This is a genomic window from Priestia sp. J2 (assembly GCF_020790095.1).
Classification (GTDB): Bacteria; Bacillota; Bacilli; order Bacillales; family Bacillaceae_H; genus Priestia; species Priestia zanthoxyli.
Genome location: NZ_CP086208.1, coordinates 3,301,078 through 3,314,175 on the forward strand (window position 1 = coordinate 3,301,078; position 13,098 = coordinate 3,314,175).

At 38.2% G+C, this 13,098-nt stretch carries 15 protein-coding genes; 8 read left to right on the forward strand and 7 right to left on the reverse strand.

Annotated features, from left to right (window positions below):
- The first annotated feature begins 86 nt into the window (after window positions 1-86).
- Both LJY09_RS16965 and LJY09_RS16970 read left to right on the forward strand, forming a co-directional pair.
- Window positions 87-713, forward strand: coding sequence for a nitroreductase family protein (locus tag LJY09_RS16965; protein WP_081732904.1), 627 nt, complete (start codon window positions 87-89; stop codon window positions 711-713).
- 60 nt (window positions 714-773) lie between these two features.
- Entirely contained in the window at window positions 774-2,078 is a 1,305-nt protein-coding gene (locus LJY09_RS16970) for an aldehyde dehydrogenase (RefSeq protein WP_028414597.1), read from the forward strand.
- 37 nt (window positions 2,079-2,115) lie between these two features.
- On the opposite strand, the gene LJY09_RS16975 is transcribed toward LJY09_RS16970, so the two are convergent.
- The 6 genes from LJY09_RS16975 to LJY09_RS17000 form a co-directional block, all read right to left on the reverse strand.
- Complete coding sequence (locus tag LJY09_RS16975; RefSeq protein WP_047750403.1) at window positions 2,116-3,486, reverse strand: DUF2254 domain-containing protein; 1,371 nt, start codon at window positions 3,484-3,486, stop codon at window positions 2,116-2,118.
- A 398-nt stretch (window positions 3,487-3,884) separates the two neighbouring features.
- A complete protein-coding gene (locus LJY09_RS16980; RefSeq protein WP_228307345.1) occupies window positions 3,885-4,658 on the reverse strand; it encodes a TPM domain-containing protein in 774 nt (257 codons plus the stop codon).
- A complete protein-coding gene (locus LJY09_RS16985) occupies window positions 4,658-5,227 on the reverse strand; it encodes a LemA family protein (protein WP_028414600.1) in 570 nt (189 codons plus the stop codon). Before LJY09_RS16985 ends, LJY09_RS16980 begins: the two co-directional genes overlap by 1 nt.
- A 287-nt stretch (window positions 5,228-5,514) precedes the next feature.
- On the reverse strand, window positions 5,515-6,135 hold the full coding sequence (locus LJY09_RS16990; RefSeq protein WP_228307346.1) for a polysaccharide deacetylase family protein: 621 nt from the start codon (window positions 6,133-6,135) through the stop codon (window positions 5,515-5,517).
- 127 nt (window positions 6,136-6,262) lie between these two features.
- Window positions 6,263-7,612 (reverse strand): glycosyltransferase family 2 protein, encoded by a 1,350-nt coding sequence (locus LJY09_RS16995; RefSeq protein WP_028414602.1) that lies wholly within the window; start codon window positions 7,610-7,612, stop codon window positions 6,263-6,265.
- A gap of 214 nt (window positions 7,613-7,826) precedes the next feature.
- Window positions 7,827-8,069: a spore germination protein gene (locus LJY09_RS17000; protein ID WP_013084095.1), complete on the reverse strand. Its 243-nt coding sequence runs from the start codon at window positions 8,067-8,069 to the stop codon at window positions 7,827-7,829.
- 220 nt (window positions 8,070-8,289) lie between these two features.
- Here LJY09_RS17000 and LJY09_RS17005 point away from each other — a divergent pair, with 220 nt between their 5' ends.
- From LJY09_RS17005 to LJY09_RS17015, 3 genes are all read left to right on the forward strand, one after another.
- Complete coding sequence (locus tag LJY09_RS17005; protein WP_013058076.1) at window positions 8,290-8,607, forward strand: winged helix-turn-helix transcriptional regulator; 318 nt, start codon at window positions 8,290-8,292, stop codon at window positions 8,605-8,607.
- A gap of 30 nt (window positions 8,608-8,637) precedes the next feature.
- Window positions 8,638-9,273, forward strand: coding sequence for an FMN-dependent NADH-azoreductase (locus tag LJY09_RS17010; protein ID WP_028414603.1), 636 nt, complete (start codon window positions 8,638-8,640; stop codon window positions 9,271-9,273).
- Window positions 9,274-9,764: 491 nt separating this feature from the next.
- Complete coding sequence (locus LJY09_RS17015) at window positions 9,765-10,400, forward strand: FMN-dependent NADH-azoreductase (RefSeq protein WP_028414604.1); 636 nt, start codon at window positions 9,765-9,767, stop codon at window positions 10,398-10,400.
- Window positions 10,401-10,463: 63 nt separating this feature from the next.
- Here LJY09_RS17015 and LJY09_RS17020 read toward each other — a convergent pair whose 3' ends face one another.
- On the reverse strand, window positions 10,464-11,003 hold the full coding sequence (locus LJY09_RS17020) for a GNAT family N-acetyltransferase (RefSeq protein WP_028414605.1): 540 nt from the start codon (window positions 11,001-11,003) through the stop codon (window positions 10,464-10,466).
- 198 nt (window positions 11,004-11,201) lie between these two features.
- On the opposite strand from LJY09_RS17020, the gene LJY09_RS17025 reads away from it, so the two are divergent.
- The 3 genes from LJY09_RS17025 (at window position 11,202) to LJY09_RS17035 (ending at window position 13,072) form a co-directional block, all read left to right on the forward strand.
- On the forward strand, window positions 11,202-11,411 hold the full coding sequence (locus tag LJY09_RS17025) for a hypothetical protein (protein ID WP_028414606.1): 210 nt from the start codon (window positions 11,202-11,204) through the stop codon (window positions 11,409-11,411).
- A 4-nt stretch (window positions 11,412-11,415) separates the two neighbouring features.
- A complete protein-coding gene (locus LJY09_RS17030) occupies window positions 11,416-11,940 on the forward strand; it encodes a hypothetical protein (protein WP_028414607.1) in 525 nt (174 codons plus the stop codon).
- A gap of 238 nt (window positions 11,941-12,178) precedes the next feature.
- Window positions 12,179-13,072 (forward strand): tyrosinase family protein, encoded by an 894-nt coding sequence (locus LJY09_RS17035; RefSeq protein WP_205664244.1) that lies wholly within the window; start codon window positions 12,179-12,181, stop codon window positions 13,070-13,072.
- The last annotated feature ends 26 nt before the right edge of the window (window positions 13,073-13,098 follow it).

Below are 13,098 nucleotides of genomic sequence, written 5' to 3' on the forward strand. Positions count from 1 at the left end.
TTGATATGTCAAACAATTGTCCACAATCAAAAATATGGAAATGACAATAAATATGTTTAACGCCTAAAAAGAAAGGAATAATGACTATGACTACAAAAGACTTTAACGAAATTGCTTTAAAACGTCGTTCAATTAAAAAATATGATCCTTCAATAAAAATTAGCCGTGAGGAAATGGAGGAAATTCTTACAGAAGCTATGCGCGCTCCTTCTTCTGTTAATATGCAGCCGTGGCGCTTTGTTGTAATTGAAACGCCGGAAGGAAAAGAAAAGCTAGCTGAACTTGCGAAATTTAACAGTGAACAAGTTCATACATCTTCAGCTGTTATTGCCGTGTTTGGTGATATGAATAACGTTGAATATGCAGATGAGATTTTCGGCAAGGCCGTAGAGCTTGGCTATATGCCTCAAGACATTAAAGAACAGCAGCTAAATTTCTTTAAGCCGATTTACGAAAACATGCCAAAAGCAGATATGAAAGACATCGTGCTGATCGATTCAGGTCTTGTATCTATGCAGCTTATGCTTGTTGCTCGTGCTCACGGGTATGATACAAATCCAATTGGCGGATACGAAAAACACTTAATTGCAGAAGCATTCGGTCTAGATAAAGAACGTTATCTTCCAATTATGCTTATCTCAATCGGAAAAGCAGCAAGCGAAGGCCATGCTTCTTACCGTTTACCGGTCAATACGGTTACGACTTGGAAATAAGCAGCTAGTTCTATTCAATAAGTAAAGAGCTAAAAATGTGAAGTAAAAGGAGACTTTCTGATGAATAACTATCAAGAACTTACAAAAAAACAGCTTTCATTCTTCAACAGCGGTAAAACAAAAGACGTTGCGTTCCGTATCGAAACGCTAAAAAAATTAAGAGAACTTGTGGTGCGTCATGAAGAGGACATTTTAAAAGCAGTAAAAGCTGACCTTAACAAACCAGAAATGGAAGCAAAACGTGCAGAAGTTGGTCTTGTGCTAAGCGAAATCGACTTTGCAGTTGAGAATCTTGCAGAATGGGCATCGCCAAAAGAAGTAGAAACACCATCTACTCACGCTGGAGCAAAAAGCTACATTTATCAAGATCCATACGGTTTAGCTCTAGTGATTGCACCTTGGAACTATCCGTTCCAACTTGCTGTCTCACCGGTAGTAGGCGCGATTGCTGCAGGTAACTGCGTGGTGTTAAAACCTTCTGAATTAACACCTCATACGTCAAGCCTTCTTGCTAAGATGTTTAATGAAAACTTTCCTGAAGAATACTTGACTGTAGTCGAAGGTGAAGTGGAAACAAGCACGGCTTTACTAAAAGAAAACTTTGATTACATCTTCTTTACAGGAAGTACAATGGTCGGCAAAATTGTAGCAGAAGCTGCAGCTAAACATTTAACGCCTGTTACGCTAGAACTAGGCGGAAAAAGTCCTACAATTGTACACGAAGATGCTAATATTGAAGAAGCAGCTAAACGCATTGCGCGTGGTAAATTTGCAAATGCTGGTCAAACTTGCGTAGCGCCAGACTACATTCTTGTTCAGCGAAATGTAAAAGACGAGCTGCTAGCTAACCTAAAAGCAGTCGTAACAAACACATACGGTGAAGATGTTTCACAAAACCTAGACTTCCCTCACGTAGTGAGCGAAAAGCATTTTGATCGTCTTAGCAGCTTCTTAACAAACGGAGATATCGTTTTTGGAGGCAAAACGGATCGTTCTCGTCTGTTTATTGAACCAACTGTTCTTGACAACATCTCATGGGAAGATGATGTGATGCAAGATGAAATCTTTGGACCAATTCTTCCAGTCATCGTATACGATGAAATCTCAGAAGTAATCCAAGCAATCGTCAAACGTCCAAAACCATTAGCACTTTATCTTTTCTCTGAAGATGAAGCTGTTCAAGATCACATTTTAAACAGCGTGTCATTTGGCGGCGGTTCTATTAACGATACAATTAACCATATGACATCTCACTACCTTCCATTTGGCGGCGTTGGTGACAGCGGAATGGGTGCGTATCACGGAAAAGCAAGCTTTGATACATTTTCACATGCTAAAAGCATCTTAAAACGTTCAAATAAATAAAGAAAAAGCCGAAGTCAGCGTCTGACTTCGGCTTTTTTTATTCTTTCATTTGTTTGGCGATTTGTTCATACTGCTCTTCTTTTTTTGTGGAAACCGCTAAATCGCAAAGAATATGTAAAAAATATTTTTTATCTTGAACAAATAAATACTCTTCTTCAAAGCCTTTAGAAATGTATACGGCGAACTCCCAGATGTCGTCATAATAAGCTGGCCCAATGGCCTCAGCGAGATTTCCAAGCGTTTTGAGCAGCTCCATCGTAATGATAATATTCCGTCTCGCATAGTGCCGGATATTCGCAAATCCATCATATAAAAAGTCCTCAAACTTTTTGTCAGGGATCACCATTCGTATCACGCCTTTATCATCAACTAAGTAAGAAGAAAATTGACTCGCGGCACAAATTTCCCGAAGAATATCGCTAATTTGGTGAATGGAGTTAACTGCCGTTTTGAAGTCATCATTTCCTAGTGATTTAATCGCCATCTCCACAAACTTGGTAATAATATACGTCGTGTCTTGAATATCAGTCTGGGATTTCCCTACATGGATATATTGGTGAAAGACGGTGCAATCCATTTCATCGTGCTCTGTCGAATCTCTATGCCAATAATAAAACAATACGGTTCCGCTGAGCACATAATCCCCTACTTCACGCTCCATTTTTATCACTAAATTATGCTCTTTGGCACAGTGAATCAATTGGCTGTAGTTCAACGTTTGAATATAGCCAGATGTTTGAATACATACCGGCTTTTTCTCTCCTTCTGGAAAGGAAAATTGTTCGCTATGACTAGACTGCGTTCGATGAATCTCCAGTTCCTCGCGAATCGTTGTCTTAATCGCTTTTATGGACGCTGTTTTCATCGATTGAGTCATATGATTTACTTGCAGCCACTTAACAGAATGATTAATGAAGTAGACAAACGTGCCCGCACTAAAAACAGAAAGGGCTGTCGTCACAAAGGGAATCGCAAAATATCCGTCTACTTGAGAGCTGTTTAAAAATAGAAAGACAAAAAGTGTATACAAAAAACTTCCTATAAAAATACCTAAAATTCGCTGAGTAGACTTAGAAGAAGCAAAGTTTTTTAACACGCGAGGAGAAAACTGAGCTGCAAATGATGTAAACACAACAAGCATTAAATTAAAGGTAAATGTGGTAATCGATAAAATCCCGGGCATAATCGTACTCACTAACGTATTCGTTAAATCCATGTTGATTGAAAAAAATGAAGGGACCTTCTCTCCTACTTTGCAATAATAGTCAAGAAACAGCGTCAGTGCAGCTAAAAGAACAGAAAAGAAAGCATAAATTAAGGGACTAAACCAGATTTGACTAGTTAACTCATCTTTAAACGCGCGAGGAGAAAGCTGTTTCCTTGCAGCTATCCATCTAAATGTATTCATATAAAACCTTCCTTTTTATTTGTAAATCTCTAACTTTTTTCTTAGTTCCCTTAATTTTTCTAATTATGCTTATACAATGGAAAAAATCTATTTTTTAAGATATAGGCACACAACGCAAAAAAGAGGTTGAGATACCCCTAATTATTTCATCTAAATGAGTACAAATAGAATACATGAGCTGAACCGCTCATGACGCGGCCGGTGAGCCTTTCCCCGCAGGAGTCTTCGCCTCGCCCTCCAATCAACTGCTAGAAGGAACTGAATGAAGATATGAAAGCTATGTTCACCATCCAAACAAAAAATCCGAACGCGTTGGATTCTCAATCAAGAATCCATCACGTTCGGATTTTCTTTCAACTAACCTAATTTTATCTCAGCTTCTTTTAACTCTTATCTTTTTACCAGCCTCGGCTCGCTCCGCCGCCTCCGGAGCTGCCGCCTCCCCCTCCGCGAGGACCGCTTCCACTGCCGCCACCTCCGCCGCCTCTTCCTCCAAACATGACAAGGAAGTTTAGCAGAAATTGAGTGATGGCTCCTTTAAAAAAGACAAAGTCAAGGATAAGCAAGCCCACAATAACAGCTGCAATCAGCAGCGTTTGAAGCGTTGTGAAATGAACACCGCTATCAGAAGGAGGGGCTGCTTTTGGCACTTTTTGTTCAAAATCTGTTCCTAAATCATACTCTTTTACGACTTGGTTATAAACAGCTTTGTATGTGCTTTCTAGCGCCGTATCGTATTTGCCGTTTTTTAAGTTAGGAATAGCATAAGAGTCAATGATTTCTCCAGATTTGATATCGGTGATAGCTCCTTCTAACCCATACCCTACTTCGATTCGGATTTTTTGTTCTTTTTTAGCGAGCAAAATAAGAACGCCATTGTTCAGCTTTTTATCACCGAGTTTGTACTTTCGAAACGCTTCATTTGCGTACTCTTCTACATCCGAATCACCTAATGAATTCACGGTCAGAATCGCTACTTGAGCTTTCGTTTCATCATCTAACTTTCTGCCCATTTGATTGAAATCCGCTTTTTCCTGGTCATTTAACAGATGAGCAAAATCTTGAACGTAAATATCGCCTACCGGATTTGGGATATCAGGTGCAGCAAAAGCAACGCTTGCGGTATTACATAAAAGAGATAATAATAAAGCAAACGAAGCAAGAAATTTCATCACTTATCGCTCCCAAAATCAACTTTCGGCGCTTCTTTTTCTTCATTTGTTACTTCAAAATATGACTTTTTTTCAAAGCCGAACGTACCCGCTAACATGCTTTTAGGAAATCTCTTAACGGATTTATTGTATTTCGCAACTTCATCGTTATAGTCTTTACGGGCTACAGCGAGTCGGTTTTCTGTCCCTTCTAAGCTGTCCATTAAGCTTCTGAAGTTTTCGTTCGCTTTTAAGTCTGGGTACTTTTCAACCACTACAAGCAGGCGATTTAACGCGCCGCTTAATTGCTGATCTGCATCAGCTTTATCTTCAGGCGTTTTCGCTCCCGCTAGCTGCGCTCTTGCCTGAGTGACTGAATCAATTGCTTCCTGTTCATGCTTAGCGTAGCCTTTTACCGTTTCCACTAAGTTAGGAATTAAATCAGATCGTCTTTTTAGTTGGTTATCCACTTGGGAAAATTTATTATCTACATCTTCCTCTGCGCTAACGAGGCCATTGTAAGAGCTTATTCCGTAAATTACAATAAGCACTAACACAACAATCGTAGCGATCAAACCTTTGTTTCTCAATGTATTACCTCTTTTCTTCATCAAAATTATGTATCTATTTACTAGTACGAATCATACCCTAAAAAGATTCATTTTTTGCCAATTTTATTTATGATGACCACATGTTTTAACGATCACTCTCTCTATAAGTTGAAATACTTTTATACTACTCTCATCGCAAACTCCTCATTTCTCAAACACGATTCTCTATCTAGTCTTTCTATAATCTAGTACATGTAATCCTTATCCATTTTATCTTATTTCATACATCTAAAAAAGGAATGGCTAAGAACCATTCCTTTTTCTACTTAAGACCAACCTTCAATCTTGTATGCGACTCGGTGAAATTCAGGAACCGTTACAAATTGATAGTCGTTCTTTATTAAATACTTAATGATTTTCGGCAATGAAGCAACAATTTGGTCCCGCGCTCCGCTGCCATACCGATCCCCATCGTGCATGACAATAAGATTCTTTTCTTGTAGATTTTTAATCGTATGTTTGTATATGGCCAGTGGATCTTCTTCACGCCAATCCTGGCTATCTATATTCCATAGAACAGACGTCATTCCCAATTCCTTAATGGCAGCAAGAGCTGTATCATTTATCGAACTGTAAGGTGGACGAAACAGCTTGGGAGAATAACCGATGATTTTCTCTATTTGAGCATTTGTAGAAATGATTTCTTTCCACAACTCATGCTTAGAAAGAGTTGTAATATCAGGATGACTCCACGTGTGATTTCCAATTACGTGCTTTTCTCTATGAATACGTTGGATCAGCTTTGGAAATCTTTCTACTTCCGAACCAACGACAAAAAAGGTCGCACGTACATGATATCTTTTTAGAACTTTTAAAACTGCAGCCGTGTAAGCTGAGGGGCCATCATCAAACGTTAACGCAACGTACTTTGGTGAATTTTGATTCATGTTTTCTCCCCTTATATAAAATAGATATAGAAATATACCCCTCAATTTGTGGGTGTAAGCTGAGGGGCTTTTACGACGAGACAATTTTTAAGAGATGATGTTATATCTTTTTCTGCATGTAATAGCGCTATAGGTAATAGATTTGTTCAAAAGAACTCGCCAAGTAGTCAAATCCGCGAGGGCGCAGTGTTTCGAACTGCTGAATAATTTTTATTCTTTCATCTGATCCTCCTGGGAGATCGTAAAGTTTCGTCACGGGCTGTCCACTATTTAAATATTCAATGATTCTATACAGCATGACGCGAAAAGCATGTTTAAATTCCTTATATTCATCAGGAAAACGCTGCTCCAGCGCTTTATATTCAACTAATGTTCTATGCATATGCATAAACGGAAGCTCTTTCCATTCAAGAGAGAGGATAAGAACGTCTATATTGGGATGTTTTTTAACGAAGCGATAGTGATTTCCCCACTGTTCTTTCACTTTTCGCTTCGATATCCCATGTTCCTGATGATAAGCAACTGTTGAGGGATCTAAAACAAATTGTGCACCATTTTTATACAAACGATATCCAAGCTCCCAGTCTTCTGCCCCATAGCCAACAAACGTTTCATCAAAAAGACCGGATTTTTTTAAGTTCTCTTTTCTTACTGATACATTTCCACTTAAAAATGCAATATAAGGTAGTGTAAACCCTTCAAGTCGCTCACCGAAATGTTTTAGCCCGCTGTTAAGGAAATAGCGATTAGGAAATGATAAACGTTGAAAACGGTTTGTATCAATGTCTTCTTTTGTTACAAGAGGATAAGGAACGTTTGAATGCCACTTCGTCTGTTCATAGTTTTCATACGATCTTCTATACTCAGGATCCCTACCGACTAGTTCTTTTAAGTGGGCCATTTGATCTTCATTATAGTCTGGCATAATAAATGTGTAGACTCCTTCATAATGCATGGCACCGGTAACCACGAGATTTGATTCGTGCATATGATGTTTATAATGATTTTTAATAAAAGAAGGCGGCGCTAGCATTTCTCCATCTAAAAAGATTAAAAGATTCCCTTCAGCATGATTAATTCCTATATTGCGAACAGAGGAGCGTCCTTTATTTTGTTTCATGCGGATATACTTAAATTTGAACGGGACATCAGCTTCTTTAAAAATATTGGGCGTATCATCAGAAGAAGCATCATCCACTAAAATGACTTCATACTCAGCTTGAGGAAACGTTTGTTTTGATAAACTATAAAGCGAGAGAGAGGTTTGATGATATTTATTATACGTAGGCATAATGATACTAACTTTAATAGGATGTTTGTGATTATTTTTTATACTCATACTATATAATGAATGGTCTGCTTTATTTATTTTATTTTTGGTCTCTTTTAAGGGATTTGGACTCTTTTTTTTCTTTTTAATATAGTATTTTCCATCGGAACGGTTGTAATAGGAATCATATAATTCTATTTTAATCATCCTTTCTTTGTTTTTCCTCTATATACTATTCAATAAATGACCGGGTGCTTGTACAATATATAATTTTTTTTGGAAAAGGCGTATATAATAGATTCGGGAACTTTAGTAGATCGTTCTATTGAATTAGAAACATATTCTCTTATCATAAATAAGTGTTCTACTTCTCAGTATAAAAAAGCTGCTTACAACTTCATGTGTTATAAGCAGCTTCCTTTTATAGCTGATTTCCATATACCCCATCAATATTTGCAACAGCCGTTTGATCAAATATATCTGCATCCATATTTGTATTTTTCATTCGCGCACAAGCAGCTGAAATGTCTCCATAGGTTGAGTTGATTCCAACAGATTTAACATCCGCTGTGTGTCCGTTGTGAAGAACTTCTCCAAAATTCATCGATCCATTTCTTGCCATACCATTAATTCTCGTGTTACAGATGTTAATAACTCCTGCCATGACCATACCACCTTTTCTTAAAGAGAATTTGTACATCATATGTTGTGACAAGCCTATGTGTGAAAAGTTTTTATAAAACAAAAGGCAAGGTACAAACATTAGTGAATTTATTCATTTCACCCTGCTTCACCCAAAGTTTCCACATGTTTTTACGCTTTTTCTGTTACAATAAATGCATAAGTTATTTTTCATCCATATTGTTTGAAGGAGGATACGTAATATGGACGAACCAAAAGATATTCAACCTAAAGTAGAAAAAAGTTTCGAACTGATTGGCAAGAAGTGGACAGGATTAATCATCTATGTGCTTATGAGCGGTCCTAAACGCTTTAGTGAATTAAATGAAAGTATACCAGCTTTAAGCAGAAGGCTGTTGACAGAACGGATTAAAGAGCTTGAAGACCACGGAATCGTTGTCCGAAATGTCATTCCCGACCGCCCTATTCGTTCTGAATATTCGCTGACTCAAAAAGGAACAGAGTTAGGTAAAATACTAGGACCGATTAGCCAGTGGGCAGAAAGCTGGGTCCAAGATTAATAAAACTACTCCATAGAAAGGATGAGCATCATGGCAAATGTTCTCTATATTACTGCACACCCTTTAGCTGAAGACGAATCGCTTAGCATGGCTGTAGGGAAAGAATTTATTGACGTGTATAAGCAAACACATCCAGAAGATGATGTGGTTCATTTAGATTTATATCAAGCAGATATTCCATACTTAGATGCAGACGTATTTAACGGATGGAAAAAGCTTCGTTCTCACTCCTCCATCCAGGATTTATCAACGGATGAACGATTAAAAGTGGGACGGTTAGCCGAACTAGGCGGACAGTTCGTACTTGCTGACAAATATATTTTTGTCACGCCAATGTGGAATTTTTCCGTTCCTGCGATCATGAAAACGTACATCGATGCGATTACCGTGTCAGGTAAAACCTTTACATATACAAAAGAAGGCGCTCAGGGATTGCTTAAAGGAAAAAAAGCAATTCACATTCAGTCCCGCGGAGACGTGTATTCAGAAGGCCCAGAAATGGCAAGAGAAATGGGCCACCGCTATTTAGAAATCATGATGGACTTCTTTGGTATTGAAGCGTTTGAAAGCATTATTATTGAAGGGCAAGTAAAATTCCCGGATCAAATTCCGCAAATTAAAGAAAAAGCACTCCAAAAAGCACATTCAATGGCCAAAACGTTTTAAATTCAATAAGAATCAAAAAGACCTCGAAGCTGACCGGGGTCTTTTTCTTTTCTTTCCTCTTCGCTACATTATATTTCCCTTGAAATATTCCTCTCTTTCTGTCTCGTTTTGCGCTAAAAATATATGTTAAACAAACGGTTAAACGCTGTTATTTTTTGTTACTATTAATAACGCATGAAACAAAAATATATAATTTTTCTTTTTCGTTTTTTAATTATCCACCTTCAAAAAAAGATAGTTCCTCTAGATAAATAACGTTTAAAATCACACTTCAACCTGAAAAAACCCTTATTTTTAAAGGATTCAGCCATAAAATCCAAAAGCGTAATACTCTTAAAAATGTTTGTGAACATGATAAAACCCAATAAAAAACCTTTGACTAAATTTGTTACGTAAGTTACTATTAATAACGTAGTAGATGTTTTCGAACATATTATCTTTAATTCATAAAACAACATTTATATATTGAAAACAGAAAGGTGAAAAGAATTATGGCAAAAGTATTATATATTACAGCAAACCCTAACGATGCTACGCAATCATTCAGTATGGCTGCGGGAGATGCATTTATTAATGAGTATAAAGAAGTAAACCCAGCGGATGAGATTGTTCACGTTAACTTATATCAAGAGCATATCCCTCACATCGACGGCGATGTATTCAGCGGATGGGGCAAACTTGGAAGCGGCGCAGAATTTGATACACTTACTTCTGAAGAACAGCGCAAAGTTGCTCGCCTAAACGAGTTAAGTGACCAATTTGCTCAAGCGGACAAATATGTATTTGTTACACCAATGTGGAACTTCTCATTCCCTCCAGTGATGAAAGCATACTTAGATGCTGTAGCAGTAGCTGGAAAATCATTTAAATATACAGCAGAAGGTTCTGTAGGTCTATTAACAGATAAAAAAGCGTATCATATTCAAGCAAACGGCGGTATCTACTCTCGCGGCCCTGCTGGTGAACTAGAAATGGGTCACCGCTATATGCGCATTATGATGAACTTCTTTGGGGTTCCTTCTATCGGAAGCCTATTTGTAGAAGGACAGGCTGCAATGCCAGATAAAGCACAAGAAATTAAAGAAGACGGTATTGCTCGCGCTAAAGAAGCTGCACGTACGTTCTAATAACAAATATAAGCACAAAAAAAAAAGGAACATCTCCCCATGTTCCTTTTTTTGTGCTTACAATTATATCTTTGCTTCCCCGCGCAGCAGCGAATAAACATATGTATCAAACGGGATATTGTTTTGATATAGGTACTCTCTTAACGTCCCTTCTTTTTTAAATCCTACTTTGCTTAACAAAGCGATAGATCCGCTATTTTGCGTAAATACAATCGCTCCTATGCGATTGTATTGAAGTTCGTGGAAGCCATAAGAAATCGCTTCATGAACGGCTTCCGTTGCGTATCCTTTGTTCCAGTGCTCTGGAAAAAGAGCATAGCTTATATTTGCTTTTTTATGCTCTGAAGACCACTCTTGAAACCCTATTGTGCCAATCAGCTTTTCGTTTCCTTTTAGCTGAATCCCCCATTTAATCAACTGCTTTTCTTCGTAGCCTTTGGAAAAATTCTCAATGATCCCTTTCACTTGGTCAATCGATTCTAAAGATTTTTGCCCGTAATAGCGCAGCACGTCTTCATCAGAAAAGCATTCTAAAATCTCGCCCGCATCATTTTCTACAATTTTTCTTAATATCAGCCGTTTTGTCTCTAATTCCGGAAACATTTTCTTCCCTCTTTTCTGCGCAGCTTATCTATCTACGGTAAACCATACTATTCTCCTCTCAACTAGCAATATCCTGCTAAAACCTCACCCGGGAGGGCTCATTTCCTATCCAAATAGTCGATTTACAGCAGAGATAGTGGTATTTTATATAGTGGGCATACGTTGCTTTTTATCAATACAGAGGCGGTGAACGCAGAAATGAGCCAAGATAAAGAATTGCTGTCCACGATACACGCTCTTCAAAAAGAGCTGCAGCAAGAAAAAGAAAACCGTGCGTATATGCAAAAAGATATGGACGAACTAAGAAGCGCTTTATTACAATCAGAACAAGTAAAACAAAACTTAATCGATCAGCTAGAAAAGAAAGTTGATTTGATTTTAACGTTGATTCAAAAAGGAGACGCATAAAGGAATGGATTTTTTAAAAAACAGCAAAATACTATACACCATTGTAGCACTTGTGATTGCTCTCATCGCTGTATTTACCAACAATTCGCCTATTTCCCTCATTCAGCAGCATGAAAATTCAAGCAGCACATCCAGCAGTACATCGGGGAGTACATCGGACACTACATCAAGCAACGAATGCTCTGCAGAGACTCAAAGCGACAGGTTATTTACCGGCAAAGAGCTTGTCTTACAAGAAGGAAATGATAAATACGGATATTGCCACATTGTCGCGCATATGCAAAAACCAGGAGCGGACAATTACCATGGTAAAAGCCAATTCAGCAAGTATTTAAATGAAAAACAAGCCATGTCTATTGCCGAAAAAGTCATTAACGAAGGTGAAGACGGCACCAATAATAAATCTGGCAATTACGTTAAAGAAAAATATATTAGTTCTTTAAACCAAGAAGTTAGAGTTGTGTATACCGACTACAGAGGCAAAGACTACGACTACAGTGTAACGACCATGTATCCAATAGGTCATTAACCCTAATATATACAATGAAAAAGCAGGCCCACGCCTGCTTTTTTTCATTATACCTCTTCTCATTATCTACAGCTCTAGAAAGTTAATAATTGATTTAAAGTCTATTTGATATGTAAAAAACCCAACTTTAGACTGTTAAATTTTGGAGATATGACAGTAGCACTTTTACATCTTGGACATATTCTAAATATAAAAAAGAAACAGTCCTTTGCTTCTTTTTTAAGAAAGAGGTTTAAAAATGAGTAACAAATATAAAGTCAGAAAAAACGTATTACATCTTACAGACACCGAAAAAAGAGATTTTATTCGTGCCGTGCTAATACTAAAGGAAAAAGGAATATATGACCGCTATGTAGCCTGGCATGGTGCAGCAGGTAAATTTCATACTCCTCCGGGCAGCGATCGAAATGCAGCACATATGAGTTCTGCTTTTTTGCCGTGGCATCGTGAATACCTTTTGCGATTCGAACGTGACCTCCAGTCGATCAATCCAGAAGTAACCCTTCCTTATTGGGAATGGGAAACGGATGCACAGCTGCAGGATCCATCACAATCAGCAATTTGGAACGCAGATTTTATGGGCGGAAACGGAAATCCCAAAAAGGATTTTATCGTCGATACCGGGCCATTTGCAGCTGGGCGCTGGACGACGATCGATGAACAAGGAAATCCTTCCGGAGGGTTAAAACGTAATTTGGGCGCAACGAAAGAGGCACCTACACTCCCTACTCGAGATGATGTTCTCAAAGCTTTAAAAATAACTCAATATGATACGCCGCCTTGGGATATGACCAGCCAAAACAGCTTTCGTAATCAGCTTGAAGGATTTATTAACGGGCCGCAGCTTCACAATCGTGTACACCGTTGGGTTGGCGGACAGATGGGCATTGTCCCTACTGCTCCGAATGATCCTGTCTTCTTTTTACACCACGCAAATGTGGATCGTATTTGGGCTGTATGGCAAATTGTTCACCGCAATCAAAACTATCTGCCGATGAAAAACGGGCCGTTTGGTCAAAACTTTAGAGATCCGATGTATCCTTGGAATACAACCCCTGAAGATGTTATGAACCATCGAAAGCTTGGGTACGTATACGATATAGAATTAAGAAAATCAAAACGTTCCTCATAACCCGTTCTAGAAACAGCGGTATAAAA

Bases quoted from the DNA above. Each gene is read 5' to 3' on its own strand.
- LJY09_RS17005 (WP_013058076.1), top strand. From the start codon at position 8,290: ATGGACGAACCAAAAGATATTCAACCTAAAGTAGAAAAAAGTTTCGAA.
- LJY09_RS17000 (WP_013084095.1), bottom strand. From the start codon at position 8,069: ATGGCAGGAGTTATTAACATCTGTAACACGAGAATTAATGGTATGGCA.
- LJY09_RS17025 (WP_028414606.1), top strand. From the start codon at position 11,202: ATGAGCCAAGATAAAGAATTGCTGTCCACGATACACGCTCTTCAAAAA.
- LJY09_RS16975 (WP_047750403.1), bottom strand. From the start codon at position 3,486: ATGAATACATTTAGATGGATAGCTGCAAGGAAACAGCTTTCTCCTCGC.
- LJY09_RS17030 (WP_028414607.1), top strand. From the start codon at position 11,416: ATGGATTTTTTAAAAAACAGCAAAATACTATACACCATTGTAGCACTT.
- LJY09_RS17020 (WP_028414605.1), bottom strand. From the start codon at position 11,003: ATGTTTCCGGAATTAGAGACAAAACGGCTGATATTAAGAAAAATTGTA.
- LJY09_RS16990 (WP_228307346.1), bottom strand. From the start codon at position 6,135: ATGAATCAAAATTCACCAAAGTACGTTGCGTTAACGTTTGATGATGGC.
- LJY09_RS17015 (WP_028414604.1), top strand. From the start codon at position 9,765: ATGGCAAAAGTATTATATATTACAGCAAACCCTAACGATGCTACGCAA.
- LJY09_RS16965 (WP_081732904.1), top strand. From the start codon at position 87: ATGACTACAAAAGACTTTAACGAAATTGCTTTAAAACGTCGTTCAATT.
- LJY09_RS17010 (WP_028414603.1), top strand. From the start codon at position 8,638: ATGGCAAATGTTCTCTATATTACTGCACACCCTTTAGCTGAAGACGAA.
- LJY09_RS16980 (WP_228307345.1), bottom strand. From the start codon at position 4,658: ATGAAATTTCTTGCTTCGTTTGCTTTATTATTATCTCTTTTATGTAAT.
- LJY09_RS16995 (WP_028414602.1), bottom strand. From the start codon at position 7,612: ATGATTAAAATAGAATTATATGATTCCTATTACAACCGTTCCGATGGA.
- LJY09_RS17035 (WP_205664244.1), top strand. From the start codon at position 12,179: ATGAGTAACAAATATAAAGTCAGAAAAAACGTATTACATCTTACAGAC.
- LJY09_RS16970 (WP_028414597.1), top strand. From the start codon at position 774: ATGAATAACTATCAAGAACTTACAAAAAAACAGCTTTCATTCTTCAAC.